This is a genomic window from Bergeyella cardium, assembly GCF_009914665.1.
In the GTDB taxonomy this organism is placed as follows: Bacteria; Bacteroidota; Bacteroidia; order Flavobacteriales; family Weeksellaceae; genus Bergeyella_A; species Bergeyella_A cardium.
Genome location: NZ_CP029149.1, coordinates 221,649 through 246,043, shown reverse-complemented (window position 1 = coordinate 246,043; position 24,395 = coordinate 221,649). Strand labels below are relative to the sequence as shown.

Genomic DNA, 24,395 nt, shown 5'->3' with positions numbered 1-24,395 from the left:
TCAAATATACTAAAATAACCCATAAAATAAGAAATACCGCTAACACAAAATATTGAAATTTCTTTTTGTATTTCATAACAAAATTTTTCATTTTATAATAAAGGTTTAATTGATAATTAAATGTTTTATAAAAGCGAAAATCCCAAGATGAACCGCATAGAATGAGTAATAAATATTGCCTGTTTTTTTACCTTGTTGACCATTGTAAAAGTATATCGGAATAAGCCCTAAAATCGCAAATCCTTGATATATATTCAAGAGAAATGTGGCTAATAAACTTGAAATTGAAATAGGATTTGAAAAAGGGGCTTCGTGCAAAAACGAAGGTAATAATCTCTCTTTTTTGAAGTAATAGAACCAAAAAATTATACTCACTCCATAAATGCTATAATCAACTCTAAAAATCAAAGCCAAAAATAAAATCACTAAACAAATAAGGATTTTCAAGCCAAGTTCTTTGTTCTTTTCCAGCCAATGAATGCCTAATGCAGAAAGAAAAAGTGTCCAAAAAATATTCTGATGACCAAAATTAAAAAGCACACCATAATTCGCCAAATCAAAGGGAATTTCTGAAATCAATGCCCAAAGGAATAATTTACCTAAATACCTATGAATATTTTTAGTGTGAAAATACCCTTCTACCAGCATAAATGCGTAGAGAATAAAGGATATTCTACCTATAATTTTCAATATAAAATATTCCTCAAAAAACATTATTCCCAAATGGTCAATAATCATTGTGATTAAGGCAATGATTTTGAGATGGAAATTATTAAGATTTTTCATTCGTTCTATTTTTTTCTTTCAAAATCAACACTCTACATTTTTTATCTATGATACTAACCAAAACATAAGTTATTGATATACAAAATGTAAATCTTACTATGTTCCATAATTTACTCTCAATACTAATCAAGCCCAATAAATGATTTATGATATTGCTGATAATCAGAAATAAACTTCCAATGATAAAAATCCTTACTATTTTCATTTTATAAAACTTGATAAACTTGATTTTCCATTATACTACCTTTGGGAATAGTGATAATATACTTATATCCCAAGTCTTTTTTTATCGGCTCAATAATTTCATTTTTTATAGGCTGAACAATTTCATTTCCTTTGGAATTATAATCTAATGTATCTCTTTTTTCTTGTCTGCCATTGATACGATTAAAGTATCTTATTTTTACTATACTATTTGTAATAATACTTGGGTGGGCATCTTTCTCAATGATTAAAGTTTCATTAATTGGAACTTCTCTACGAATAAACCCATCATTCCTTTTTACTAAAAAGATATAGTAATCCGTATTATTTATGCTTCCAAAACCTAATGTAAAATCTCCTGTAATCCTATTTGTAGGCTTCAATGAATAAATCGGGATAGATGTTTGTAATAATTCATATTTTCTACTATCTCTATCTTCCATTTTATATTCTATAATTGCAGGAGCAAGAAACATAATCCCTGCTACTATAAAAAATCGTATAAAAGAGTTTTTTACAATTCTCGGAAATATAAGACCAAATACAAGAGCAAGTATCATTATAGAAAAACATAATAAGATAAATATAAAAGAGTTCATTTTTATTACTAAATAAGAGTTAATATTACTTCTAAAATCTATATCATTTTCTCAATGATTTTTCGTTGCTATACCATTTTACTCCGTAGTTTACACTTTTGGTTAAAAGATAAGCCCCAGCCACAGCACAATAATAAATCCATTTGGGGTTGTTCATTCCAAAATAAATGAGGTATGCAGTTGCAAATAGACTAATGCCAAGTAATATCTTTTGGCTTCTTATTTCTTTTCTTATTTCTTCTGTATTCATTTCTGTATGGTTAATTAAAATTGTAAAAACTTGATGTCGCTAAATTGACTTTACATCTTTCGGGAAGTAGTCCTCCGTGTCGGTTCTTGGCAATAATGATTTCTATTTCATTAGCCGTAGGCTCGTTATTATATTCAGCCCATAACTCAATATTGTAATATTCGGGGCGGTAGAGAAAAATCACTTCATCAGCATCTTGTTCAATGCTCCCCGAGTCTCTTAAATCTGATAATTGAGGGCGTTTATTAGGTCGTTTTTCCACTTCCCGAGAAAGTTGGGATAGAACAATTACAGGAATATCCAATTCTTTGGCTATGGATTTCAAACCTTGTGATATTTTGCTAATTTCTTGCTCTCTTGTTTTAGATTTTTCGTGAGTAGCAAGTTGGAGATAATCCACAAATAGCACTTTAATATCGTGTCTAATTTTCATCATTTTTGCCTTTAATCTGATGTCTTGGATAGAAAGTGCTGGGGTATCATCAATATGAATATTCATTTTTATCATCTCATCTTTGCAATTCCAATATTGCTGTAATTCCTCTTGATTTAAGCCTTTACGAAGAATGGATGAATTTCTAATATTAGTATAATTTGTAATAATTCTCGCTGTGATTTGCTCCGCAGACATTTCCAATGAAAACACCCCCACCGCCTTACCTTGCCGAGCAATATCTACAATCTGCTGAACGATGAATGCCGTTTTCCCCATACCTGGTCTTCCTGCTATAATGGTAAGGTCTGAATTTTGCCACCCACCAAATGCCTTATTGATAATATCCAGCGAACTCGCCACACCTGTAATTCCTCCTAACTCGCCATTGGTAATTTTGCTAAATTTTTCTTCTACTTTCTGCACCAATTCGGGGAAAGCCGTATGCTGTTTATTAGCTTCAATGAATTTGTCTATGAAAAGATTATCAAAGAACTCAAAGGCTTTATCTCGGAGGAGAAATATATCTTGTTCCTCCTGTTTTGCCATATTGGTTAGCATCGTGAATTTATGGACAAAATCTCTTTTTATGGAGAGTTCCACCAAAATCATCACATAATATTCTATGTTTGCAGGAGAAGAAATACCAACAACTAAATCAACCACATATTTATCCAATTCCTGTTTCCCTATCATTGCAAATTCTTTGGAGAGCAAAACCATATCTATGGGCTTATTTTTCTGCCAAAGGCTATCAATGGTCTCAAATATAATTTGATGGATTGGCTCTGTAAAAAGATTGACAGATAATTTACTTTTGAGTTTTGGATACAGATTAGGAAAACCAATGAGTGTGCCTAATACTATTTTTTCTGTATCAATATTACTATTCATTGTAAGTTGTTTTTGGGCGGTTTATAGTAGGTATTTTATTTATGGATAAATTTGGCTTTCTGTTTGTTCTTAGATGTGGTATCGTATTTTTCAGATTGTTTTGCCACTTTATAAGAGGCATTCCTAATCCATTTTTCCACCCAGCATCTACCCAACTTTCATATTTGGATTTTATGGCAAAGTCCATACTCTCATCATAGGCTTCCAATGTTTTTGCAAAATCCATAAATTCTTGTAATGATGGTATATCTATATTCTCACGAACGGGTGGCGGTGTAGATGGTATTTCTATTACAGCAGATTGTTCTACTATTTCAACAGGTATTTTGTCTATTGATTTCTTTTCTACTACTTTGACAATATTTTCTTCTGTTAATTTCTGTGACCCTACATCATTTTTTACAGGTTCTTGCTTTGTAATAGGTTCTTGCAGAAAAGAAAAATCAGAAATAATTCTATAAATACAAGGCATACCATTTTTAGTATGATATTGAATTAAGCCAATATTTCTTAACTTGGATTTCATCGCAACAATAGTAGGTCTTGTGAGCGATAACTTTTGACTTATCAAGCCATCAGAGATAGAAAAATTTTCTCCATTGTTTTTTCTCCATTCCTCCAATAGGAATAGGTATAAAGCAACAGCAGATGCCCCAAGTGGAGTTTTTTCATTGATACTCCAAAATTTGCTTATTAACTCCGTATAATTCATTTCTCATTTTCTTTTACGGCTATTAGTTCAAGAACTTTGAATTTATCTATCACAATAACATTTCCTACCTGTGCAATGGCTTCATCTATGATACCTGAACTTTTTATTTTTGAAGCCGTTGCTCTGGAACACCCTAATATGTTTGCCAAACCTTTTAATCCATACACATATACTTTCTCCTCTGATTTTATCATTTTAAGAAGTTCCATATACTCTGCTACGGTAAGGTGTAGTAATTGTGTATTTGGATTTATTTTCATAGTCTTTTATTTTTTATTATTAAATAATTCCAACGCCTTTTCCTTATCAATAATGATTTTTCTGCCTCTTTGGATAATGGCTTCATCAAATATTCCTTGACCTTTCAACCTTGCGGCGTGAGAAGTAGAACAACCTATCAATCGTGCCAATCCACTGATGCCGTGAACATATTCTTTATTTTCTCTAACAGGCTCTTGTTCGGTTTTTGGAGGTTCATTAGCATTTTTCAATGCGTGTATAAACTCTCCAAGAGTAAGTTGCCATATAGGTGTATCTCTATCTATATTCATTTTTTAGGAATTTAACTCCGTTATCATTACTTCCATTTTACATTCTAATGCATACTTATTACTCATTGCTTTTTCATATAAAATATCAATGATATTATTGTCAAAGCAAGTTCCATTCATCACTCTAATTACTCTATTGTAGGGGAGATTATATGTTTCGGAAATTGTTTTTAGGTCTCCTCTGTAAAAATGATTACGGAGTTCCTCCACAAATTGTTTATGCAAAATTTTTCTTCTTTCTGCAATCCTTTCTGATGAAACTTCAATAGCATAAAAATTGGGGTCTTTTTCTCTTAATCTTTTCTCACACGCTATGAAATATAATCTCGCCTGTTTTCCTTTATCACTCTTTTCTATCATTGAGAGTTCTTTTGCCATATCCATAGACAGAATATATTCCTTTGTAGGGCGACCACCTTTGGAGTTTTGCTCAAAAATGAGCGAAACCTCAAAGTCTTGATTTTCAACAAATCCATAATCCTCAATTCTCCTTTTTATCCAATCTTTGAAATGGGTCTTTACACCCAAGAACTGATGTAAATCTCTTGCAGAAACAGAAGAAATCCCATTATGTTCTATGGTTTTGATTATAGGCTTCATTTCACACTTGTTTTGGATAATTGATTTTCTTTTTCAAAAATCTGCTCTTCTGAATACCCCTTTTCTTTGTAGAATAAAACGGCTTGATATAAAGATAGTTTACTACTATTTCTCCTTGCCAAACCAATTACAGATTGCTGTTGAACCTTCATTACTTTGGCTAACTCTATACTAAACTCGTTATCCGTTTTAATTTTTTCAATAATTACTTGACTAATTTTCATTTTGCATCTTATTTTATATTTATATAAATTTATATATGATAATTTATTTTTTTAATGATAATTTATATTTATAAACACTTTTTAATAAAATTATATATTTTTTCATTTTGTATTTCATTTTGTATTTTATTTTTACTTATATTTGCAAATAAATTTTAACCTTATTATATATTATTTTATATAAATACAAGCGTTTTTTTACTTTTTTACGCCATTTTTGTTTATAAATTTATATAAAAAACACTGCAATTATATAAATTTTTATATAAAAAATTATAATTTGTTTTATAAAAATAAATACAAATACATTAACATATTGATTTACAATAATAAAATTATATACAAATGAAAGAACGATTGATTAAATTTTTAGAGTATTTGAAGATAGGACAAAATAAATTTGCTCAAAATGTAGGCTTATCCCCTTCGTTTATCAACAATTTAGGAGATGGTATCAACTTAAAAAGCCTACAAAAAATATTAAAGGTATATCCTCAATTAAATGAGAGATGGCTTCTCACGGGAGAGGGAGATATGATAAGGGAATTGACTCAAATAGCGAAAGGAAACGGAAGTATCAATAGCAATATTAGTGGAAATGTAGAAGGAAATGTGATTATTTCTCATAATGATTTTTCCAATATGCTGGAAGTCCAAAAAGGAAATTTAGAAATACAGAAAGAACTAAATGATAGATTAAAAACAAGTCAAGAACAAGTGAACATACTATTAGAAATTTTACAAAAAAAAGAATTATGAAAACAGCATTTTTGCCCATATTTTTACTCTTTTCTGCTTTTACCGTAGCACAAAAGAAAGATAATTGTGATAACATCATAAATTTATATAGTGATATATTTTCTATTAAAAAACCTCCAATAGAGAGTGTTAAAAAATGTTTATCAAAATATGAGAAAAAAATTAGGATTGAGGTTATTAACAATGGAGAGTATAATAAATTTGTACAGTACTTATCATTGGATTTTATAAAAGTAAATAACAATGATTTTTCTCCTATCTTGAAATACTCCGAAAACACTCCCGAGATTATCGTAGATAAAACATCTGATGAGACAAATTGGAAAGATGGCTATGGAGGAAATTTATACAAGCACAGCATTATGGTCTCTCAAAGTTATTTAAGTCCAGAGGATAACCCTAATTTACTACTCAAAGAAGTAGAAATATATGAAACCTCTGCACCTATTTTATCAAGTGTTTTCAGAGTATTTACTTATAGAAAAGATTTTGACTATTCCAATCCTGCCCATCTGAATAAAACTATCAATATCTATGCAGATGATAAATTGATACTTACCAAAACTTATTCACAAGAAGAAGTAGAAAAAACAGAAGGCATTATATTAGAACTTAAACTTTAATAATATGATAAAATACCACGCACAATTTTTATTGGACAAAGAAAAAGATAATCCATCTGCAAAACTCCGATATAGAATAAAATGGAATGGGATTATCGTAGCATTTAATGTTGGGTATAGAGTAGATATAGACAAGTGGAGTAAGGACACCCAAAGATGTAAAATCAACACGACTCACGGCAAGAAAAAAGTATCTGCAAGTATCATCAATCGTAAAATTCAAGAATATGAGCAGACCTGTGAGAATGTATTTGCAAAATTCTATGCAGAAGATAAAACACCTACTGCTGATGAATTTAGAGAGATTTTTAACAAAGAAATAGGTAAAGAAACGAAGTCTGATAAAGAAATAACATTTTTTGATGTTTATGACCTATTTACCAAAGATGAAGGTAAGAAAAATCAATGGACAATAGCCACTTATGAGAAAATGGAAACTCAAAAAAGACATCTTATTGATTTTGACAAAAATATTTCTTTTTCTGATATTACAGAAGAAAAGTTAATTGATTATCAATACTTTTTACAAAATACGCTTGACCTTAAAAACTCTACCATTCTCAAACAATTCTCTTTTTTAAGATGGTTCTTACGCTGGTGTAAAAAAAGAGATTACTTACAAAGTAATGTTTTTGAAGATTTTAGACCAAAACTTAAAACTACCCAAAAAAAGATTATTTTTCTTAATCAGAAGGAATTAACCCAAGTAAAAAACTTTACTCTTCCTCCACAAAAAGAATATTTAGAAAGAGTTCGTGATGTATTTCTTTTTTTATGTTTTACAGGATTGAGATATTCTGATGTATCAAATCTTAAAAAATCTGACATCAAAGGAAATACCATAGAGATAACAACAATAAAAACTACAGATAGTCTTATTATAGAACTTAATAATCATAGCAGGGAAATTATTGACAAATATAAAGATAAGGTCTTTGATAAAGGACTTGCTTTACCTGTGATTACTAATCAAAAAATGAATGAGTATCTAAAAGAACTAATGGAATTAGCAGGAATAGATGAGCCTATCCGAGAAACTCAATATAAAGGAAATCAACGGATTGATACTATTATCCCAAAGTATGCTTTAATCGGCACTCACGCAGGAAGAAGAACCTTTATTTGTAATGCATTATCATTGGGAATTCCACCACAAGTAGTAATGAAGTGGACTGGACATAGTGATTACAAAGCAATGAAACCCTATATTGATATTGCAGATGAAACTAAAATCAATGCAATGGAGCGTTTTAATTCACTATAAAATATTAAGTCCCTCATCTAAAAAAACAGGGACTAAAATAGGGATAGTCTATGATAGTTTATGATAATTTTATATAGATGAAAAAAATATTAATCATTGATTTTCAATAATTTGATAATTTTTAATATTTTATGATATGAATACGCAAATCCCTCTCTCTCCGCTAAATAGTATAGTACCTCTTGAATTTCAAGAGGTTTCTTTTTTAAGAAAAGTAGTAAGATTAACAAAAGTTAACAAATATTTTTCAACAGTCCCCCTCGCCCTTGAGAGAGTAAAAAAGAATGTTCCCGCTTAAAAAAATAAAAACACTCATTTTGAGTGTTTTTTATTAGAATATAAAATTTCAGTAAGCTTTAAATACTTTTAAGATAGGCTTCCCAGCCTGCGATTTTGTATTCTAATGCGGCTTTTTCTGTATCAGGGGCTTTATAAATGCCTCGCCCCACGATGATGAAATCGGTGTGTAGGGAATTAAAAACATAATCGGGGGTGTTGTATTGCTGACCTTTACCATCGCCTTTTGCAGAGAGATTGACGCCAGGCGTGAAGAGGAGGAGGGATTTCCCGATCGATTTCTGAGAGACGCCACCGATTACATTGGGATGCGTTTCCGCTACTTTTAGCGCCTCTTGGAAGTAGTTGGAGTCGGTCAAACAGCCTTCGGAAGACATACTGAGGATGGCGACCACGCCAGAATTAAGGAAGTAATCCAGCGACCGATACCCACCGATAACCTGAGAAGTAATGAGGTCTGCCCACGAGGAGATTTTATATAGTCCGTACGAATACTGCATCTCTTGCGTACTCCCGATATCGGCAAATTTCCTGTCCTCCATTAGTAAGAAATTGTGTTTCTCGGCAAGGTCGCGGAGGGGGAGGATGGTTTTATCAAAATCAAAATCGGTAATGATGTCTATATGCGTCTTTAGGGCTGCGATATGCGGGCCTACTTTTTCGGCAAGGTTTAATAGCTCTGCAGTGGTGGTTACATCTGCCGAAGCGATGAGGTTGGTTTTCTTTTTAAGGGCTATTTCTAAGATTTTCCTTGCGCTTGGGTGGCTTGTGAGCTTTAATTTTTCTTCGTAGGGGAGTTTTCTCTCTTTCTCGAAATGGATTTTATTGCCCGCAAGGAAGTCGGTAATTCTTTTGATTTCTTCAGTATCGAGCATATTTTCGGTTCGAAGGATTTCGCAAACTTCCATTATATTAAATAAGGTATGTACGCGGAAGCCTTTGCTTTCGAGGAGCTCTTTACCGCCCTGCTGTCTATCGAGCACGACAACGATGTCGGATACTTTTAAGTCCTCCTGCTCTACTTCGGCTATGGTTTCTATGAGGGATTTCCCAGAGGTGATGACATCTTCTACTAACAGGCAGTTTTGCCCCTTTTTGAATATCCCCTCGATGAGTTTTTTCGTGCCGTAGGTTTTTGCTTCTTTCCTTTTTATGATGAGCGGGATGTAGCTTTCCAAAGACATTGCTGTAGCCATTGGAAGAGCCGCATAGGGTACGCCACAGATGAGGTCAAAATTATCCAAAGGGAGCATTTCCAAGAGATAATCGGCCAAGTGTTTTAGGATTTTTGGGTCTGATGCCAAAGGTCTTAAATCTACATAAAAGGGGCTTTCTATACCGCTTTTTAGCGTAAACCTGCCAAACTTGATAATGCCGAGTTTGTAGCATTCAAGGAAGAATTCGCGTTTTGTTTCCATTACTTTTTTAGATTTATTGTATTAAATTTTTTTATCGGTTAGATGGCTTCCAGAAACCTCATCGTATCTACATTATCGGCATAAGTGCTAAGGCTAGGCTTTTGTGCATTGCCCATATTTATGCTATTGGAAATCCCGAGCTGAGGCTGAGCCACTATACATTGGATGTTTTCTTCGTTTTCTTTGATGAATTGATGGACTTCGTCAGTCTGCTCATATCTGCTGAAATGAAGCACTGCAAGAGGGGAGAAGAGCTTTTCGTCCTCTTTTAGAAGAACGAAATTATTATCCCAGAACTTCTCTTGGTTGAGCAAATATATCGCTCGGTTATAGTCGTAATTATTCGCATACTTATGATGATGAATCACCTCTTGGAAATCCATAAAATTCTCAAACAGCCTCTCTAAACCGAAGTTTTTTGGAATGAAAAGTCGGGTTACATTTCTGCATCCTAAACCGAAATATCTAAAAATATCATTGGCAAGGGCTCTGATTTCTTCATCGGTCTCCTCACCAGAGAGTACAGCTACTGAGGTTCGGTTTTTTCGGATAAGGCTCAGGCTGTTTTTGAAGTAATATTCCAAATATCTTGCGGTATTATTGCTCCCAGTAGCGATAACGGCATCGTAATCCGTTAGCTTTTCTACGATTTCAAAAGGAATGGGGAGCGGTTTAGAAAATTCATTCCACTTTTTCAGCAGGAAAGGAATCATTATTTTATCCTTAGATGAGGGTTTAATAACAGCAATATTCCCACTAAGAATAGTACAAATAACATCGTGAAAACCTACCAAAGGGATATTCCCAGCCAGTACAAGACCTATTTTTTTAGGCGTTTCAGAAAAGCGATAATCTTGTAGCCACTCGCTGAGGTTTTCCTCATTTAAAAGCGTTGCCCACTCATTGAGCGCATATTTTTGATTTTCTTCTGTAAACCAAGGATTGTCTATTTCAGATTTTCTAATAATACTGTTGAAATCAGAGAATTTTTCATTTTGTTGAAGAGGGTCATTAGCTAAAAAATCTTTTATATAATCGCCTAATTTAGAAAGTCCCGAAATATATAATTGTCGCTTCATCGCTGGATTTAGATTATCTGAATTTTACTAATTTTGCACAAAAATAATAAAATAAAAATATTAGCATTATGGCTATTAAGATAACAGATGATTGCATAAACTGTGGTGCCTGCGAGCCAGAATGCCCCAATAATGCAATATATGAAGGAGCAGTGGACTGGAAGGCATCTGATGGAACATCATTAAAAGGCGCAATCGTAATGCCCTCAGGTTTATCTATAGATGCAGATGAACCACAACCTCCCGTAAGTGATGATTTTTACTTTATAGTAACCGATAAATGTACCGAGTGTATCGGCTTCCACGAAGAGCCTCAATGTGCTGCGGTATGCCCAGTAGATTGTTGCGTACCCGATGAGGATAATGTAGAAACAGAAGAGCAGCTCTTAGCTAAAAAAGCATTCCTACACGGGGAAGAATAAATATTTATGAATGCTCAAAGGAAATAATAAGAAAATATCTGAAAAGCATAAATCTCAATTAGGTTTATTGCTTTTTGTGTTTTAAATAATAATATAAATAATGAAAAAACATAATTTCAGTGCGGGTCCCAGTATTTTGCCACAGGAAGTTTTTCAAAAGGCTTCCGAAGCGGTGATTGATTTTAATGGTTCGGGGCTTTCCATTCTTGAAATCTCTCACAGAAGTAAAGATTTTGTAGCCGTAATAGAGGAAGCAAGAGCATTGGTAAAACAGCTGATGAATATAGGCGATGATTATGAAGTACTCTTCCTACAAGGCGGGGCAAGCCTTCAATTTGCAATGCTCCCATATAATTTGCTCAGCATAAACGGGAAAGCTAGCTATCTTGATACAGGAACTTGGGCATCAGGGGCGATAAAAGAAGCTAAAAAAGTAGGGAATGTAGAGGTAATAGCCTCTTCTAAGGATAAAAATTATACTTATATCCCTAAAAATTATACGATAGATTCTTCATCTGACTATTTTCACTGTACTTCTAATAATACAATTTATGGAACTCAGATGAAAGACTTTCCAGAGACCTCCGTACCGATAGTATGCGATATGAGCTCGGATATTTTTTCTCGTAAAGTAGATTTCTCAAAATTTGGACTTATCTATGCGGGTATGCAGAAAAATATTGGTCCAGCAGGTGCTACAATGGTTGTACTAAAAAAAGAACTTTTAGGGAAAACAGGAAGAGGAAATATCCCAACTTATTTTGACTACCAAGCACATATCAGTAAAGAATCTATGCTGAATACACCGCCTGTATTTTCTATCTATACCTCGCTTTTGAATCTTCAATGGTTGGTGAGAAATGGTGGAATAGAAGCGGCTGAGCAAAGAAATAGAGCAAAAGCTTATCTCCTTTATGAGGAAATTGATAGAAATCCACTATTTGAAGGCTTGTGCGAAAAGGAAGACCGCTCACTGATGAATGTTTCCTTTACCATTACAGATGAAACTAAGAAAGAAGCATTTGATAATGCTTGGAAAGAAGCAGGAATAAATGGTCTCAATGGGCACAGAAGTGTTGGTGGGTACAGAGCAAGCCTCTACAATGCCCTGCCAATAGAAAGCGTACAGGTGTTGGTTGATGTAATGAAGTCTTTTTAGATAATAGATTTAATTAAATTCAAAATCTGAAATCTAAAGATTAAATTTTTTTAAGATAATGAAAGTTTTAGCAAACGACGGTATTTCGGAAGAAGGTAAAAATATTTTGCAAAATGCAGGGATAGAGCTGGTAGAAACAAGAGTTTCCCAAGAGCATTTAGCCCATTTTATAAATGAAAATAAGATAGATGTCTTACTGGTAAGAAGCGCTACCAAAGTGAGAAAAGAGCTTATAGATGCTTGCCCACAGTTAAAAATAATAGGTAGAGGCGGCGTAGGTATGGACAATATAGATGTAGATTATGCCAGAGCAAAAGGCATAACAGTAATCAATACCCCGAAGGCGTCTTCTCGTTCTGTTGCAGAGCTGGTTTTTGCGCACTTCTTTTCCCTCGCTCGTTTTTTGCACGAGTCTAACAGGATTATGCCTCTTGAGGGAGATACACAGTTTAATATCCTCAAAAAATCCTATGCAGGAGCTGTAGAATTACAAGGTAAAACATTAGGTATTATCGGTTTTGGAAATATCGGTAAAGAGGTAGCAAAGATAGCCATAGCTCTTGGTATGAAGATAAAAGCCGTAACTTCTAAACCCACTCCTGAGGTCATTAGCCTTAACTTTTTTGATGGTCAGAAAGTAGATTTTACTATTCATCCAACCGATAACCTTGATGACCTCCTTCCAGAGGCAGATTTTATCACGATTAATACTCCGAAAACAGAGGGCTATATTATAGATGAGCCAGAGCTTGAGAAGATGAAAGACGGTGTATTCATTGTAAATACAGCGAGAGGAGGAGTAATTAATGAAGCCCTGTTATTAGATTTTATAGATGAAGGTAAAGTTGCAGGAGCGGCATTAGATGTTTATGAAAATGAGCCTTCACCAGAGCTTAATCTATTGATGAACCCAGCACTTTCACTCTCTCCCCACTTAGGAGGCAGTACCATAGATGCACAAAAGAAAATAGGGATAGAATTAGCAGAGCAGATTGTAAAATTAAAGCAGAAATAATAAGAGATGCCTACATTTAAGCCTTTTCGCGGGATTAGACCAGAAGCAGATTATGTAGAGAAGTTTCCTACGAGACCGCTAGACAGCTTTACCCCAGATGAAATTAACAGAAAAATTCAAGAGCAGGATACCTATGCTCAAATGGTAAAGCCATTTATTGCAAGTAAATCTAAAGATGTAGATCGTAATCTTAGGAAGATTAGAAACTCATTTGAAGAGCTTGTTGCCGAGAAAAAATTAGTACAAGACGATGCTTGCTACTATCTTTACCAACAAACAATGCCAGATAAAACCGTGTATAGAGGTTTGCTCGGCTTAGTGAGTGTAGAGGATTTCAAAAATGGAAAAATTAAAAAGCACGAAGCGACCATAAAAGCACGAAAGGAGAGGCTCACCCACTACCTTGAAAAAGTCTGTATGCAGGCAGAGCCTGTACTCCTCACCTATAAAACCAATACCAAAGTGGAGCTCTTTATGGATAAGGAGGAGAAGACCATTCCGATTATCAACTTTGTTTCCGAACAGGGAACGAGGCATAAAATCTGGAAGATAGACAATCGCCTCAAAATGCAGCAGATTAAAGAAGTCCTCGAGCAGATTGATTCCTTTTATATAGGCGATGGGCACCATAGAATAGGCTCCGCAGCAATGAATGCTGACAAGCTCAATGCAAAATGCAAAAGACCTCTCGGAACAGAGCCTCATAACTTCGTATACAGCTATATCGTTTCAAAAGAGTCCATAAGAATTCACGATTACAATCGTCTCCTCAAATCATTAAATGGACTTTCACCAGAAGATTTCCTAAAAAAGTTAGAGACTTCATTCTCCATCCACGAGAAAGGAGATACACCTTACTTCCCGTCTCAAAAGTTTCATTTGAGCCTTTATTTAGACGGCAAGTTTTACAGCCTCCATGTAAAGCACGATTTAAGAAAAGCCCATAAAGACGCGAATGACTTAGACCATTTCTTCCTCGAGAAGTATATTTTTAATGATATTTTAGGAATTGAAATAGAATCCGAAAGCGATAATATAGACTATCTAAAAGGGAATTCTACTATAGAGGGCATTATCTCACTCAAAGAAAAAGTAGATTCAGGAGATTATGTAGCGGCATTCGGAGTCTATCCTATCAGTTTTAATGACCTTGTAAAGATTTCCGATAAGGATATTAAAATGCCTCCCAAATGTACCCTCATAGAGCCTAAACTAATGACAGCCCTCGTAATGTATGATATGAAGCCGTAGCACACCTTAGCAGGTGAGGCAGTCACAGCGTGGCGAGCAACCATAGCAGGTACTTTTATTTTCCTCTTCTGAAAAATGTTTCGGGCGCCCCTGCGGGGCGCCCGAAACCATTTTATCATTCTTATACTTTCTTAATGAAACCTATTAGCTTTAAGGAGCTTTAGATTTTCATTATTTCTGCCTCTTTAGTTTTGAGGACTTCATCTGCTTTTTTCACGAAGCTGTCGGTAAGTTCTTGTATACTACTTTCGGTATCTTTTATGATGTCTTCGGATACGCCGTCGAGCTTTTTCAGTTCTTTCATTCCGTCCTGTCTGGCGTTTCGTATGGTTACTTTGGTTTGCTCGGTTTCGGCTTTTGCTTGTTTTGCGAGTTCTTTTCTTCTTTCCTCTGTAAGTGGGGGTACATTCAGGATGATGTTCTCTCCGTTGTTTGAAGGTGCAAAGCCTAAGTTGGACACAATGATTGCTTTCTCAATAGCTCCGATGGCAGTTTTATCCCAAGGTTGTATGGAGATGGTCATTGCATCGGGTATGGATACATTAGCTACTTGGTTCAGAGGGGTAGGGGCACCGTAGTATTCTACCATTACATCTTGTACCATAGCTGTGGAAGCTCTCCCTGCGCGTATTTTCTGGAATGCGTGGTCCAGGTGCTTCATTGCGGCTTGCATTTCTTGTTTTACAGTCTCTACTATTAAATTTAATTCTTCCATTCTTTATGAAATAATAAAGTTGATATATTTTTTTTTATTACGAATTCACTAATGTCCCTATATTTTCGCCTTGCACGAGTTTTAGGAGGTTATTTTCTTTGTTCATATCAAAGACGATGATGGGGAGTTTATTCTCGTGGCTCAGGGTGAATGCCGTCATATCCATCACTTTTAGGTCTTTTTCAAAAACTTCCTCAAAGGTCAGCGCATTAAATTTCACTGCATTTGAGTTTTTCTCTGGGTCGCTGTCGTAGATACCATCTACTCTTGTTCCTTTGAGGATGACATCGGCGCCGATTTCTATTGCGCGGAGGGTCGCTGCCGTATCGGTCGTGAAGTATGGATTGCCTGTGCCTGCCCCGAAAATCACTACTCTTCCTTTCTCCAAATGTCTCACCGCTCTTCTCTTGATAAAAGGTTCAGCTACTTTATCCATTTCTATGGCAGATTGCAGTCGGGTCTTTATCCCTGCATCTTCTAATGCTCCTTGTAGCGCCATACCATTAATCACCGTTGCCAGCATCCCCATATAATCGCCCTGCACTCTATCCATTCCTTTTGCTGCTCCTGCCAGCCCTCGGAAGATGTTTCCTCCGCCAATCACAATGGCTACTTCACAGCCCAAATCGGTTACTTTTTTTATCTCTTCGGCGTATTCTTTCAGCCTGTCGTTGTCTATTCCGTATTGTCTGTTGCCCATTAGGGCTTCGCCACTTAGTTTGAGGAGGATTCTGCTGTATTTCATTTTTGGAATGATTTATTTGCTTGCAAATATAATGAAATATAGAAAACTACCTGTTGTTCTTTCTTTAAAAACCTTAGGAAGTCCTTTGTTTTCTTTTTGTTTTTTGAGCCAAAATCTCTTTTTCTATCTCTCTATTTTTGATAAATTAATAAGATATATAGTGATACTTTTTCTACTTTTAGTATAAAAAAGGGAAATATTCTTTAAATATTAAGCCCAGCAATTTTGCTGAGCTTAATGACAACTTAACAACCTTTACTTCCTTTTTATAAAACAGAGAAGCAATTTTTTCTATCTTCTGCCTTGCTTAGAGGCAGGGATGTTTACTATACCACAGCCATCTACGAACCATTTCCCTTGAATATTCTTCATTTTGATGAGGACTTTGTAATCGCCCCAGTCTTCACCTTTGGGGTTTACGGCAACATAATTCGTTTTTTTATCATACGAAACCAGCTTGTAACCCCCGTCTGGACAGTCTTGGGCATCAAGAATGGGGTCAGCATCAAGGTCACGCGCGGTGAGCTTCTTATACGCCACTTTAAACTCCTTAGTTACCAACTTATTTTTATTAACCCACGCACCTATATTACTTGTAGAGTTCAATGCTTTGATGTAGGAGTTGATAAACTTCAGCGCTACCGAAGAGGCGGTATCTTGCTGTTCGGGGCTCATTAAAGAGACATCTACCCTTTCAGAAACGGGTAGAGGGCGAGCAGAAATTGAGCTGCTTAATACTGAAAACACGAGGACTGAGGAAAAAATAAATCTGTTCATTACGATATAATTTTAATGTTATGAGCTTCAAATTTAGTTTTTTTTAATTCAGAACTAAGGTTAGCTTTTCAAATTCTTTTTCGGGGTTTTTGTTTTCGTAGAGGATTTTATAAATCGTATCAATCATCGGAGTGTGGAGATTCTTCTCGCGGGCGGTGTTATAGATAGATTGTGCGGCGTAGTAGCCTTCGGCAATCATATTCATAGACTGTATGGCGGACTTCACCGTATAGCCCTTCCCGATGAGATTCCCCAAGCTGCGGTTCCTCGAAAAGAGGGAGTATGCCGTTACGAGCAAGTCTCCTAAATATGCGCTTTCATTTACATCTCTTGGCGCTTCGTATATCCCTTCAAGGAAGGTTTCCATCTCTCGAATGGCATTGCTCACGAAGACTGCCGTGAAGTTGTCACCATAGCCCAATCCACTCGCAATCCCCGCCCCGATAGCATAGATATTCTTGAGGATGGCGCTGTATTCATTTCCGAGAATATCGCTACTGCTATGCACATTGATGAAATTAGATGAGAATAATCGGATGAGCTTCGCTTTTACCTCTTCATCGGCAGCGGCAATGGTAAGATAAGAGAGGCGCTCCATCGCTACCTCTTCGGCGTGGCAAGGTCCAGCAATGACGCCTTGGCACTTAAACCCAATGCTAAATTCATTTCTAAGGTAGTGTGCTACTACATCATTTACTTTTGGTACGATACCCTTGATGGCGGAGACGAAAACCTTTCCTTTATAATCGCAAGAAAGCCCATCCATAGCGTCTGAAAGATAGATAGACGGCGTAGCGAGAACGATGATATCACAAGCCGAAACCACTTCATTAATATCGGTTGTGAGCTGAAGGTTCTCCAAGTTGAAATTAACCGCCGTGAGGTAGCTTGGGTTATGCCCTCTGCGCTCGATAGCACCTTTTACATATTCATTTCTCACACACCAGTGCACGAGTTTGGAATTCTGCACCAGCATCTTCACAATAGCCGTAGCGAAGCTACCACTCCCCACCACACCCACCGAGGGGAGCACTTCCTGAGTATCGTAATTTATATTTTCATTAGCCATAGATAGATGTATTTAATGGTTTTTAGATCTGAAAAATGATTATTCCTCTGTGCTGAGTACTTTTTCTATTCGGGTTAGAAGTGCATCGTCTGCGATTACTTCTGGAAGCTCATATTTTAAGGATAAATACAGTTTTTCTAAATCGGGTTCGGAGAAGATGATTTTCCGCTCTGGGGAGAGGGCTTTTGCCAGCTCAGCAGTGGTTTTACTCGTGCAGAAAGCTATTGTGTGGAGTTTATTTTCATTGGCTTTTTGGAGGAGGCGAATGGAGCTCCCCGTAACATCAGCCACTGATTTGATTTCAGTACTCATATTTTGATGGGCAAAGACTAAAATTCCTTTTTCTTCTTTTAGTTTTTGAATGGACTGCAACAGATGCTCTCCTGAGGGGATTTGTAAATCTCCGAAGCGCATAAAGTCAAACACAGGCAGGTTTTCTTTTTCTTTTTTTTGAGTTTGAATACCCATTGTTTTTAGGTTTTAGATGAATGATTGTATTAAACTTTCTACTTCTTTTTTAGCATCGGAGAGGTTGTCATTGGTTACGATTTTATCAAACTGATGCTGATAAGAAAGCTCCTCTTCGGCTTTGGAAATTCGGGTTTTGATGGTTGCTTCGTCATCGGTGCCGCGAGAGATAAGTCTGCGCTCGAGCTCCTCCACAGACGGTGGCTTGATGAAAATAGAAAGCGCCTGTGCCCCGAAATACTTTTTGAGTGCTATGCCTCCTTTTACATCTACATCGAAGATGACGACTTTGTTTTCATCCCAAATTCTCTGTACTTCATCCTTCAAAGTGCCGTAAAATTTATCGGTATATACTTCTTCGTATTCCACGAAAGCCCCTTCGGCAATTTTTGATTTAAATTCTTCAGGGCTTAAAAAATAATAATCCTTACCGTGAGTTTCCTCTCCTCGTGGGCTTCTTGTAGTGCAGGAGATGGAAAAAGCGAGGCGAGGGAAAACTTCGAGGGCGTGCTTTACGAGTGTAGTTTTACCACTTCCTGAGGGTGCCGAAAATATAATGACTTTCATTCTTACGCTTTTTAAAGTATGTTGAGCGTTTGCTCTTTGATTTTTTCAAGGTCGTCTTTCATTGCGACAACGAGCTTTTGTATATCTGCTTGGTTTGCTTTTGAGCCGAGAGTATTGATTTCCCTGCCGATTTCCTGAGAGATAAACCCGAGCTTTTTCCCTGATAAATCTTCTCCTTTCATCACTTCGCGGAAGTAGCTTAAGTGCTGGGCAAGTCGCACTTTCTCCTCCGAGATGTCCAGTTTTTCGGTATAATATGCCAGCTCTTGGTAGAACCTCGTCTCATCTATATTTTCAAATTCAGAGAGGGTTCGCTGGTATCTTTCACGAATGTTAATGATTCTTTGTTCCTCGAAAGGCTGGACCTTTTTTAGATTTTCACCGATGTTCTCAAGGCATTTGGAAAGGTCTTCTTCCAGTACTTTTCCTTCGGTCTTTCTGAAGTCTGTGAATTTTTCCAGTGCTTCGCGGAAAAGCCCTGTGAGGAAGTTCCATTCCTCTTCTCTTAGTTCATCGGGTTTAGAAGAGATGGCTTCAGGCATTCGTACGGCCATTTTAAGGTATTCAAACTCGGGGCCGTCGCTTGCACAGTCTTTCAGCTCCTCCATATAGGAAGCGATGAGCTCTTTATTTATCTTTACATCATTGCATGCATCCAGCGTATCACAGTTGATAAAGCAATCTACCTTGCCTCGGATAATTCCATCATTAAGGATTTTTCTCAGGTCAAATTCCTTTTCCTTATACCTCACGGGTACTCTTATATTCAGGTCAAAGGACTTAGAGTTGAGCGATTTCACCTCTACGCTGATTTTCTTCCCTTCAAAAACACCTTCGCTTCTTCCGAAGCCTGTCATAGATAAAATCATATTGTCTAAAAAAATTGGGGCAAAAATATAAAATAATTATTTCTATTTACGGTATGAGAGGCGCACCTTTGCAAGTAGATGTTTAGCCATAGTGTAGGATGCTTACTTAATATTAAGGATTAAGGTTACGCCCTTTATTTTACTATTAAATTGACAAGTAATACTATTTATTTAATTCTGCCTTGTAAATTCGGTTCTATTTTGGAAAAATAAGCACTTAAAAGTTTCTCAATATTTGTGTCTATGGTTTTTAACCTCACCTTTGAATTGTATAGGTAATATGCTTCCGCCAGAGGGGAAACCCGCTGATAAATGAGCCTTACCTCACCGCTGCTTTCTGCTACTAAAATCCTGAGAGGGAGCTCTATCGCAGCATAAATATCTTCCTGCATTATTGGAGTACCTGCTTTGGGATTACCCACAATAAAAACTGTAGCAGGTTTTAGCTCCATACCCACTTCTTTTGCTGCTTGGGAGTGGTCTATCTCTGCAAAAATCTTTATCTCTTTTTCTTTCAGAATTTGCCTTAATTGGTTTAGGGTTTCACTGAAATTTGACTGACTTCTAAAAACAAGGTCTGTACCTGTCTTCGATTGAGAAAAAAGCATCTGAAAGAGGATGATTCCCATTATCATAAAAATATTTTTCATTTTATTATTCGTTTATTTTTACTGTCAAAAATATAAAAACTTCAACAATCCTTTGATAAGCCAAATACAATAGCTTTATACAATTGCCTATTCCCTTTTTTTAATGAAATTTGCAATCGCTTCATTTGTAAAAAAGAATCAGGTATGAAAAAGCCTAAAATCGCTTATATAGAAATAGATACTCACCCTGAAATCGTACAGAATTTTATGGAGCTTACCCTGCTCTCTCGAGATTTTGAAATCGATTTCTACCTATCTGAAAAGATTTTGAAGCAGATTAATCCCATTCAACAGAATATTTTTGTAGTCTCCCCAGAAAATCTATTATCAGAGCTCGAAAAGCAAAATTATAACCTTATAATTATAGGGACAGCGCACAGATACTTTCATATCTTTAAAAAAATTATAAAAAAACAGAGTGCAACCATTATAGTTCATAATATCAACTTTTCAAAATCTTCAAAGCTCAGTCTCTTTAAAAATATCTTTAAAGAAGAGGTGGTTTTCAGACTTAAACTCCTACTAAAAGAGGGATTGCTTTCTGCTCCCAATCTTTATAAAAATGTGAGCAAAACCTTTGTTTTAGGCAAATCTCTGGCAACTGAAGGGCGGATATTTCTCCCTGTTTTCTACTCGGAAAAATTAAGCGGAAAACCAAAAACCACTGGAAAAATAAGAATTGTAATTCCAGGTGCTGTCTCCCAAAAGCGGAGAGATTATCTGCATATTTTGAAGAGGATAAAAACTTTTAAACTCAATGCTGAAATTATTTTCTGTGGAAAAGCCAGCAGCGCCGAGCACTCTTGGCTAAAAGAAGCTCAAAAACACTTGCCTGCCAATCTCAAAATAAAATTTTTCAGTACAAAACTTAGCCGAGAAACCTTTGACCAAATAATGGCCTCTGCTGATGTTCTCTGGTGCCCGATACAAGAAAAAACCACCTTTATGAGCGTTGAAGAGACTTACGGCAAAACCAAAATCAGTGGAAACACAGGCGATGCCATCAGATATCAGAAGCCCGCAATATTCCCAAAAGGATACGAATCTCCGCTTCCATTTATTTTTGAGGAAAAAGAGGATATTGAAACTCAAATTTTAGAAATCATTAATACTCCCCTCGATTTTAATGATTATTCGCAAGAGAAAGTCGCCTCTGCATTGGCTGCCTTGTTGAAGAATTCATTTTAATATCCTACATTTGCAGTATGAATGAGAGCAATAGACAGCGTAAAGTCGCACAAATTATACAAGAAGATTTTGCCGAACTTTTTAGAAAACAATCGGCAGAAAGCAATAAGAATTTCATCATTACCGTCTCTGATGTAAAAGTAACCGCTGATCTCAGCATTGCGAAGATTTACCTCAGTATTTTCCCTCAAGAATTTAGAGCGCCAATTATGAAGGAAGTGGAAGCCAATAAATCCCAATACCGAAACTTCATCGGGCAGAAAATGGCAAAGCAAGTGAGAATCATCCCAGACCTTCAATTCTATCTCGATACCTCACTGGATGATGTGGAAAGACTGGAGCGCGAACTGAGAGGCGAAGGAGATAATCCAGTGCTTTAATCCTAAAAACTAAAAGCAAACGCTCAGCATTTCTCTGCGTATGAATACCCCTTTTTATATCGCTAGAAGATACCTTATCGCCAAGAAAGGCAATACTGCCGTAACCTTTATCACTTGGCTTGCTGCCTTTGCGATGATGACTGCCGTAGCAGCAATGTTTATCATCGTATCCGTATTTTCAGGTTTGGAAGATTTGAATAAGGACATCATCGCAAACCTACACGCTGACCTTAGCATCTATCCAAAAGAGGGAAAAACGCTTAAAAACATTGGGAAACTAAAGTCCGTTCTCTCCAAAACCGATGAAGTAAAACACTTCTCCAAGGTAATACAAGAAAAGGTCTATATCAGCTATAATAATGTGGGAGAAATCGCCTATCTGAGAGGAGTAGATTCTGCTTATACTTCGGTAAATCCCATAGATAAAAAGCTGCTTTTGGGGCACTATCCATCCTTTGATTATTCCAATGAAGTATTTATAGAAAACGGTCTTAATAGCCGGCTTTCCATTCCCATAGATACTGAAAATGACTATGCAACGCTCTTTATGCCCAAAGCTGGTACAGGAATCATCAGCAAAGAAGAAGATATATTTAATAAGAAAGAAATCTATACTACAGGGGTGTTTTTTTCCGATAATGATGAGCTGAATAACCATATCATTGCACCATTGGAACTCGCACAGCAGCTCTTGGATTTACCAAAATCTGCCGCCTATAGCATAGTGATAAAACTAAAAGACGAAAGCCAAGCCAATACCATAAAATCCCAATTAGAAAGCCAACTCGGGAGCGACTATACCTTAAAAACAAAAGAAGAAGAAAACGCTGCCTTCTGGAAAATGATCAATACCGAAAAACTGATGATTTATCTCATCTTTACGCTCGTAATCTTCATCACAACATTTAATCTGGCAGGGGCAATCATCATTTTACAGCTCGATAAAAAAGAGCAGGCAAAAGCCCTTATCTCACTCGGATTTTCACAAAGAAATCTCAGAAAAATATACTTCTACACAGGTTTGCTCATCGTGCTTTTTGGGATTGTTTTAGGGCTTATTATCGGTACGCTTATCTGCCTCTTCCAGCTCAATACAGGGCTCGTAAAAGCCAGCGAATACCTCCCTTTCCCTATAAAAATTACACTGAACAATTACATCCTCGTAACCTCCATAGCCCTCGCAATGGGTCTCCTCGTCTCTTGGTTTTTCTCGAAATCTCGGCGGTAGGTAATAATAAGAAATCAGCAGTAGGCAAATCAGCAGTAGGTAGCGCATCGCTATAAGGGAGATTATTCGTAGGCAATCATCCCTTCTCCTAAGATATTTTCACGATTTAAAAAATATTATAAGTATTTTTTTAATGAATTAATAAAAAACAATTATAATCATTATCAATTTCAATATAAAGGGGTCAGAGACCCCATATTATTATTAACATTTTATTCCGCGCATTCCGTTTGGAATAAAATCCCGTTGGGGTTAAAGACAAACAACCCTGTTTGTAATAAAACCCTTCGGGGGGTTAAGGAGAAACAACCTTGTTTGTAATAAATCCCCGTGGGGGGGGTACGCGCAATATGGGGGAAATTAAATCCTTGGAAACTTGAAGGGTTTTAGTGCGGAATTAGATTGAAATTAGTGAAAAATCGATGATTTTGTTATTAATTCTGTAATTAAGAAAGGGGAAATCCTTAAAAATAGAGGGTTTTGAGAGGAGAGAGAGGGGAGTATGGAGTGAAGAAAAGCGGGCGGTGAGAAATTAATTTTGGATATTTTTGCGCTTCATTATAAAACAAAAAAGAAGAGATGCCTTTTTTTAGAGATTTTTCAGATGCCGATGCACAGCTCCTTGTTTGGAGGTGTAGCGAGGGGGAGGCGTTTCCAGCGCAGGAGCTCCTGTCGCCAGAGGATGAGGCGAAGATAAAGGGCTACCCGCAGAGGAAGGTTCAGGAGGTGCTGATGATTCGCCAGCTGCTTCGGCAGTCGCTCCCAGGGCATAGGATTTTGTATCGCGAGGGCGCGCCTTACCTCCAGCCGAAAAGTTATGAAATCTCGATTTCACACTCGTATCCTTACGCTGTTTTGGGCTATTCGCAGAGGAAAATCGGGGTGGATGTGGAGCGCCTCAATCCAAAACTTTTAAGGCTGAAGGACAAATTTCTCAATCCAAATGAAAAGGCTTTTGTGCCTCGAGGAAACGAGCTGGAGTATTTGGCAGCGGTCTGGTCGGTCAAGGAAAGCCTCTACAAAATGCACCATACGAAGCATTGGTCGCTCAAAAAACATTATGAGGTCTTTCCGTTTTCGGAGGCAGATTTAGGGGCGGTTCGCTGCCGAGTTTATGATGAAAATGGGGAGGATAACTATCTTGCGAGGGTTATTTTCTTTGATGATTATGTGCTTACTATTGTTTTGGGCGAATGATT

At 36.4% G+C, this 24,395-nt stretch carries 31 protein-coding genes; 12 read left to right on the top strand and 19 right to left on the bottom strand.

What is annotated here, in order from left to right:
* Positions 1-105: 105 nt before the first annotated feature.
* The 9 genes from DBX24_RS01205 to DBX24_RS01165 all read right to left on the bottom strand — a co-directional run bounded on the left by DBX24_RS01205 (position 106) and on the right by DBX24_RS01165 (position 5,253).
* Positions 106-786, bottom strand: coding sequence for a TraX family protein (locus DBX24_RS01205; protein ID WP_160223717.1), 681 nt, complete (start codon positions 784-786; stop codon positions 106-108).
* 206 nt (positions 787-992) lie between these two features.
* A complete protein-coding gene (locus DBX24_RS01200; protein ID WP_160223716.1) occupies positions 993-1,550 on the bottom strand; it encodes a hypothetical protein in 558 nt (185 codons plus the stop codon).
* Between the two features lie 82 nt (positions 1,551-1,632).
* Positions 1,633-1,839: a hypothetical protein gene (locus DBX24_RS01195; RefSeq protein WP_160223715.1), complete on the bottom strand. Its 207-nt coding sequence runs from the start codon at positions 1,837-1,839 to the stop codon at positions 1,633-1,635.
* A 10-nt stretch (positions 1,840-1,849) separates the two neighbouring features.
* Positions 1,850-3,166, bottom strand: a complete 1,317-nt coding sequence (locus DBX24_RS01190) for a replicative DNA helicase (RefSeq protein WP_160223714.1) — start codon at positions 3,164-3,166, stop codon at positions 1,850-1,852.
* Positions 3,159-3,878: a transcriptional regulator gene (locus DBX24_RS01185; RefSeq protein ID WP_160223713.1), complete on the bottom strand. Its 720-nt coding sequence runs from the start codon at positions 3,876-3,878 to the stop codon at positions 3,159-3,161. Before DBX24_RS01185 ends, DBX24_RS01190 begins: the two co-directional genes overlap by 8 nt.
* Positions 3,875-4,138 (bottom strand): DUF3853 family protein, encoded by a 264-nt coding sequence (locus DBX24_RS01180; protein ID WP_160223712.1) that lies wholly within the window; start codon positions 4,136-4,138, stop codon positions 3,875-3,877. The genes DBX24_RS01185 and DBX24_RS01180 overlap by 4 nt, the downstream gene beginning before the upstream one ends.
* Before the next feature lie 6 nt (positions 4,139-4,144).
* Positions 4,145-4,429, bottom strand: coding sequence for a DUF3853 family protein (locus DBX24_RS01175; RefSeq protein ID WP_160223711.1), 285 nt, complete (start codon positions 4,427-4,429; stop codon positions 4,145-4,147).
* A 3-nt stretch (positions 4,430-4,432) separates the two neighbouring features.
* A complete protein-coding gene (locus DBX24_RS01170) occupies positions 4,433-5,029 on the bottom strand; it encodes an antA/AntB antirepressor family protein (protein ID WP_160223710.1) in 597 nt (198 codons plus the stop codon).
* Entirely contained in the window at positions 5,026-5,253 is a 228-nt protein-coding gene (locus DBX24_RS01165; protein ID WP_160223709.1) for a hypothetical protein, read from the bottom strand. Before DBX24_RS01165 ends, DBX24_RS01170 begins: the two co-directional genes overlap by 4 nt.
* 345 nt (positions 5,254-5,598) lie before the next feature.
* On the opposite strand from DBX24_RS01165, the gene DBX24_RS01160 reads away from it, so the two are divergent.
* The 4 genes from DBX24_RS01160 to DBX24_RS01145 all read left to right on the top strand — a co-directional run bounded on the left by DBX24_RS01160 (position 5,599) and on the right by DBX24_RS01145 (position 8,197).
* The gene (locus DBX24_RS01160; RefSeq protein WP_160223708.1) at positions 5,599-6,012 is read left to right on the top strand and encodes a site-specific integrase; all 414 of its coding nucleotides are present in this window, start codon (positions 5,599-5,601) and stop codon (positions 6,010-6,012) included.
* The gene (locus DBX24_RS01155) at positions 6,009-6,635 is read left to right on the top strand and encodes a hypothetical protein (RefSeq protein ID WP_160223707.1); all 627 of its coding nucleotides are present in this window, start codon (positions 6,009-6,011) and stop codon (positions 6,633-6,635) included. The genes DBX24_RS01160 and DBX24_RS01155 overlap by 4 nt, the downstream gene beginning before the upstream one ends.
* Positions 6,636-6,639: 4 nt before the next feature.
* Positions 6,640-7,899, top strand: a complete 1,260-nt coding sequence (locus DBX24_RS01150; protein ID WP_160223706.1) for a site-specific integrase — start codon at positions 6,640-6,642, stop codon at positions 7,897-7,899.
* A 136-nt stretch (positions 7,900-8,035) separates the two neighbouring features.
* The gene (locus DBX24_RS01145) at positions 8,036-8,197 is read left to right on the top strand and encodes a hypothetical protein (RefSeq protein WP_160223705.1); all 162 of its coding nucleotides are present in this window, start codon (positions 8,036-8,038) and stop codon (positions 8,195-8,197) included.
* Positions 8,198-8,255: 58 nt separating this feature from the next.
* Here the strand turns inward: DBX24_RS01145 and pyrF are convergent, their stop codons facing one another.
* Both pyrF and DBX24_RS01135 read right to left on the bottom strand, forming a co-directional pair.
* Positions 8,256-9,614, bottom strand: a complete 1,359-nt coding sequence (pyrF, locus tag DBX24_RS01140) for an orotidine-5'-phosphate decarboxylase (protein ID WP_120488708.1) — start codon at positions 9,612-9,614, stop codon at positions 8,256-8,258.
* A 38-nt stretch (positions 9,615-9,652) separates the two neighbouring features.
* Complete coding sequence (locus DBX24_RS01135) at positions 9,653-10,693, bottom strand: acyl-CoA reductase (protein WP_160223704.1); 1,041 nt, start codon at positions 10,691-10,693, stop codon at positions 9,653-9,655.
* A 68-nt stretch (positions 10,694-10,761) separates the two neighbouring features.
* On the opposite strand from DBX24_RS01135, the gene DBX24_RS01130 reads away from it, so the two are divergent.
* The 4 genes from DBX24_RS01130 (at position 10,762) to DBX24_RS01115 (ending at position 14,540) form a co-directional block, all read left to right on the top strand.
* Complete coding sequence (locus tag DBX24_RS01130) at positions 10,762-11,115, top strand: 4Fe-4S binding protein (RefSeq protein ID WP_160223703.1); 354 nt, start codon at positions 10,762-10,764, stop codon at positions 11,113-11,115.
* 100 nt (positions 11,116-11,215) lie between these two features.
* Complete coding sequence (gene serC, locus DBX24_RS01125) at positions 11,216-12,274, top strand: 3-phosphoserine/phosphohydroxythreonine transaminase (RefSeq protein ID WP_120488711.1); 1,059 nt, start codon at positions 11,216-11,218, stop codon at positions 12,272-12,274.
* A gap of 58 nt (positions 12,275-12,332) precedes the next feature.
* Positions 12,333-13,289 (top strand): D-2-hydroxyacid dehydrogenase, encoded by a 957-nt coding sequence (locus tag DBX24_RS01120; RefSeq protein ID WP_120488712.1) that lies wholly within the window; start codon positions 12,333-12,335, stop codon positions 13,287-13,289.
* Between the two features lie 6 nt (positions 13,290-13,295).
* Positions 13,296-14,540 (top strand): DUF1015 domain-containing protein, encoded by a 1,245-nt coding sequence (locus DBX24_RS01115; protein WP_160223702.1) that lies wholly within the window; start codon positions 13,296-13,298, stop codon positions 14,538-14,540.
* A 160-nt stretch (positions 14,541-14,700) separates the two neighbouring features.
* Here DBX24_RS01115 and frr read toward each other — a convergent pair whose 3' ends face one another.
* The 8 genes from frr to DBX24_RS01075 form a co-directional block, all read right to left on the bottom strand.
* Positions 14,701-15,255 carry a ribosome recycling factor gene (gene frr / locus DBX24_RS01110; protein WP_120488714.1) on the bottom strand — a complete coding sequence of 185 codons (555 nt, stop codon included), beginning with the start codon at positions 15,253-15,255 and terminating at the stop codon, positions 14,701-14,703.
* Positions 15,256-15,292: 37 nt separating this feature from the next.
* On the bottom strand, positions 15,293-16,000 hold the full coding sequence (gene pyrH, locus DBX24_RS01105; RefSeq protein ID WP_120488715.1) for a UMP kinase: 708 nt from the start codon (positions 15,998-16,000) through the stop codon (positions 15,293-15,295).
* A 291-nt stretch (positions 16,001-16,291) separates the two neighbouring features.
* Positions 16,292-16,777, bottom strand: coding sequence for a hypothetical protein (locus DBX24_RS01100; protein WP_160223701.1), 486 nt, complete (start codon positions 16,775-16,777; stop codon positions 16,292-16,294).
* A gap of 43 nt (positions 16,778-16,820) precedes the next feature.
* Complete coding sequence (locus DBX24_RS01095; protein ID WP_160223700.1) at positions 16,821-17,846, bottom strand: NAD(P)H-dependent glycerol-3-phosphate dehydrogenase; 1,026 nt, start codon at positions 17,844-17,846, stop codon at positions 16,821-16,823.
* 39 nt (positions 17,847-17,885) lie between these two features.
* Positions 17,886-18,314 carry a quinolinate synthase NadA gene (gene nadA, locus DBX24_RS01090; protein WP_160223699.1) on the bottom strand — a complete coding sequence of 143 codons (429 nt, stop codon included), beginning with the start codon at positions 18,312-18,314 and terminating at the stop codon, positions 17,886-17,888.
* Positions 18,315-18,326: 12 nt separating this feature from the next.
* Positions 18,327-18,881 (bottom strand): guanylate kinase, encoded by a 555-nt coding sequence (gene gmk, locus DBX24_RS01085; protein ID WP_160223698.1) that lies wholly within the window; start codon positions 18,879-18,881, stop codon positions 18,327-18,329.
* 11 nt (positions 18,882-18,892) lie between these two features.
* Positions 18,893-19,750: a YicC/YloC family endoribonuclease gene (locus DBX24_RS01080; protein WP_120488721.1), complete on the bottom strand. Its 858-nt coding sequence runs from the start codon at positions 19,748-19,750 to the stop codon at positions 18,893-18,895.
* Between the two features lie 167 nt (positions 19,751-19,917).
* Positions 19,918-20,400 carry a DUF302 domain-containing protein gene (locus tag DBX24_RS01075; protein WP_160223697.1) on the bottom strand — a complete coding sequence of 161 codons (483 nt, stop codon included), beginning with the start codon at positions 20,398-20,400 and terminating at the stop codon, positions 19,918-19,920.
* Positions 20,401-20,544: 144 nt separating this feature from the next.
* Between DBX24_RS01075 and DBX24_RS01070 the strand changes: the two genes are divergently transcribed.
* The 4 genes from DBX24_RS01070 to DBX24_RS01055 all read left to right on the top strand — a co-directional run bounded on the left by DBX24_RS01070 (position 20,545) and on the right by DBX24_RS01055 (position 24,393).
* Positions 20,545-21,588, top strand: coding sequence for a hypothetical protein (locus DBX24_RS01070; protein ID WP_120488723.1), 1,044 nt, complete (start codon positions 20,545-20,547; stop codon positions 21,586-21,588).
* 17 nt (positions 21,589-21,605) lie between these two features.
* On the top strand, positions 21,606-21,968 hold the full coding sequence (gene rbfA / locus DBX24_RS01065; protein WP_120488724.1) for a 30S ribosome-binding factor RbfA: 363 nt from the start codon (positions 21,606-21,608) through the stop codon (positions 21,966-21,968).
* Between the two features lie 40 nt (positions 21,969-22,008).
* Positions 22,009-23,196, top strand: a complete 1,188-nt coding sequence (locus tag DBX24_RS01060) for an ABC transporter permease (protein ID WP_120488725.1) — start codon at positions 22,009-22,011, stop codon at positions 23,194-23,196.
* Positions 23,197-23,775: 579 nt separating this feature from the next.
* Positions 23,776-24,393, top strand: a complete 618-nt coding sequence (locus DBX24_RS01055) for a 4'-phosphopantetheinyl transferase family protein (protein WP_160223696.1) — start codon at positions 23,776-23,778, stop codon at positions 24,391-24,393.
* The last annotated feature ends 2 nt before the right edge of the window (positions 24,394-24,395 follow it).

Coding starts and splice junctions, on each gene's coding strand:
- DBX24_RS01205 (WP_160223717.1), bottom strand. CDS start 786: ATGAAAAATCTTAATAATTTCCATCTCAAAATCATTGCCTTAATCACA.
- DBX24_RS01200 (WP_160223716.1), bottom strand. CDS start 1,550: ATGATACTTGCTCTTGTATTTGGTCTTATATTTCCGAGAATTGTAAAA.
- DBX24_RS01195 (WP_160223715.1), bottom strand. CDS start 1,839: ATGAATACAGAAGAAATAAGAAAAGAAATAAGAAGCCAAAAGATATTA.
- DBX24_RS01190 (WP_160223714.1), bottom strand. CDS start 3,166: ATGAATAGTAATATTGATACAGAAAAAATAGTATTAGGCACACTCATT.
- DBX24_RS01185 (WP_160223713.1), bottom strand. CDS start 3,878: ATGAATTATACGGAGTTAATAAGCAAATTTTGGAGTATCAATGAAAAA.
- DBX24_RS01180 (WP_160223712.1), bottom strand. CDS start 4,138: ATGAAAATAAATCCAAATACACAATTACTACACCTTACCGTAGCAGAG.
- DBX24_RS01175 (WP_160223711.1), bottom strand. CDS start 4,429: ATGAATATAGATAGAGATACACCTATATGGCAACTTACTCTTGGAGAG.
- DBX24_RS01170 (WP_160223710.1), bottom strand. CDS start 5,029: ATGAAGCCTATAATCAAAACCATAGAACATAATGGGATTTCTTCTGTT.
- DBX24_RS01165 (WP_160223709.1), bottom strand. CDS start 5,253: ATGAAAATTAGTCAAGTAATTATTGAAAAAATTAAAACGGATAACGAG.
- DBX24_RS01160 (WP_160223708.1), top strand. CDS start 5,599: ATGAAAGAACGATTGATTAAATTTTTAGAGTATTTGAAGATAGGACAA.
- DBX24_RS01155 (WP_160223707.1), top strand. CDS start 6,009: ATGAAAACAGCATTTTTGCCCATATTTTTACTCTTTTCTGCTTTTACC.
- DBX24_RS01150 (WP_160223706.1), top strand. CDS start 6,640: ATGATAAAATACCACGCACAATTTTTATTGGACAAAGAAAAAGATAAT.
- DBX24_RS01145 (WP_160223705.1), top strand. CDS start 8,036: ATGAATACGCAAATCCCTCTCTCTCCGCTAAATAGTATAGTACCTCTT.
- pyrF (WP_120488708.1), bottom strand. CDS start 9,614: ATGGAAACAAAACGCGAATTCTTCCTTGAATGCTACAAACTCGGCATT.
- DBX24_RS01135 (WP_160223704.1), bottom strand. CDS start 10,693: ATGAAGCGACAATTATATATTTCGGGACTTTCTAAATTAGGCGATTAT.
- DBX24_RS01130 (WP_160223703.1), top strand. CDS start 10,762: ATGGCTATTAAGATAACAGATGATTGCATAAACTGTGGTGCCTGCGAG.
- serC (WP_120488711.1), top strand. CDS start 11,216: ATGAAAAAACATAATTTCAGTGCGGGTCCCAGTATTTTGCCACAGGAA.
- DBX24_RS01120 (WP_120488712.1), top strand. CDS start 12,333: ATGAAAGTTTTAGCAAACGACGGTATTTCGGAAGAAGGTAAAAATATT.
- DBX24_RS01115 (WP_160223702.1), top strand. CDS start 13,296: ATGCCTACATTTAAGCCTTTTCGCGGGATTAGACCAGAAGCAGATTAT.
- frr (WP_120488714.1), bottom strand. CDS start 15,255: ATGGAAGAATTAAATTTAATAGTAGAGACTGTAAAACAAGAAATGCAA.
- pyrH (WP_120488715.1), bottom strand. CDS start 16,000: ATGAAATACAGCAGAATCCTCCTCAAACTAAGTGGCGAAGCCCTAATG.
- DBX24_RS01100 (WP_160223701.1), bottom strand. CDS start 16,777: ATGAACAGATTTATTTTTTCCTCAGTCCTCGTGTTTTCAGTATTAAGC.
- DBX24_RS01095 (WP_160223700.1), bottom strand. CDS start 17,846: ATGGCTAATGAAAATATAAATTACGATACTCAGGAAGTGCTCCCCTCG.
- nadA (WP_160223699.1), bottom strand. CDS start 18,314: ATGGGTATTCAAACTCAAAAAAAAGAAAAAGAAAACCTGCCTGTGTTT.
- gmk (WP_160223698.1), bottom strand. CDS start 18,881: ATGAAAGTCATTATATTTTCGGCACCCTCAGGAAGTGGTAAAACTACA.
- DBX24_RS01080 (WP_120488721.1), bottom strand. CDS start 19,750: ATGATTTTATCTATGACAGGCTTCGGAAGAAGCGAAGGTGTTTTTGAA.
- DBX24_RS01075 (WP_160223697.1), bottom strand. CDS start 20,400: ATGAAAAATATTTTTATGATAATGGGAATCATCCTCTTTCAGATGCTT.
- DBX24_RS01070 (WP_120488723.1), top strand. CDS start 20,545: ATGAAAAAGCCTAAAATCGCTTATATAGAAATAGATACTCACCCTGAA.
- rbfA (WP_120488724.1), top strand. CDS start 21,606: ATGAATGAGAGCAATAGACAGCGTAAAGTCGCACAAATTATACAAGAA.
- DBX24_RS01060 (WP_120488725.1), top strand. CDS start 22,009: ATGAATACCCCTTTTTATATCGCTAGAAGATACCTTATCGCCAAGAAA.
- DBX24_RS01055 (WP_160223696.1), top strand. CDS start 23,776: ATGCCTTTTTTTAGAGATTTTTCAGATGCCGATGCACAGCTCCTTGTT.